Source organism: Paraburkholderia sp. RL18-085-BIA-A, from assembly GCF_046027075.1.
Classification (GTDB): domain Bacteria; phylum Pseudomonadota; class Gammaproteobacteria; order Burkholderiales; family Burkholderiaceae; genus Paraburkholderia.
Window position 1 is genome coordinate 1 of sequence record NZ_JARESU010000700.1, and the last position, 292, is coordinate 292.

Below are 292 nucleotides of genomic sequence, written 5' to 3' on the forward strand. Positions count from 1 at the left end.
TTGATCGTCGACGGATTGCCAGCGCATAAGAAAGCCCTCGTTAAGGACTATGTCGCTAGTACGCAGAGCAAGTTGACTTTGCATTTCCTGCCCGGTTACGCACCAGACCTCAATCCGGATGAACTGGTGTGGAGTCACGTCAAGCGGACCGGCGTCGCGCGACGCCCACTTCAAAAAGGTGAGAAGTTGGGCTCAAAAATTCACGAGCAGCTTTCACAAATTAGCCGCGATCCGTGCCTTGTTCGCTCATTTTTTGGGCATCAATCTGTCCGCTATATTTCTGACGTGTGAG

Annotated in this window: 1 protein-coding gene; it reads left to right on the plus strand. The window is 51.7% G+C overall.

What is annotated here, in order from left to right:
• Window positions 1-291: transposase (locus P0D89_RS54460; RefSeq protein ID WP_408379926.1), on the plus strand; the 291-nt coding region annotated here is incomplete at its 5' end.
• Window position 292: the final 1 nt, after the last annotated feature.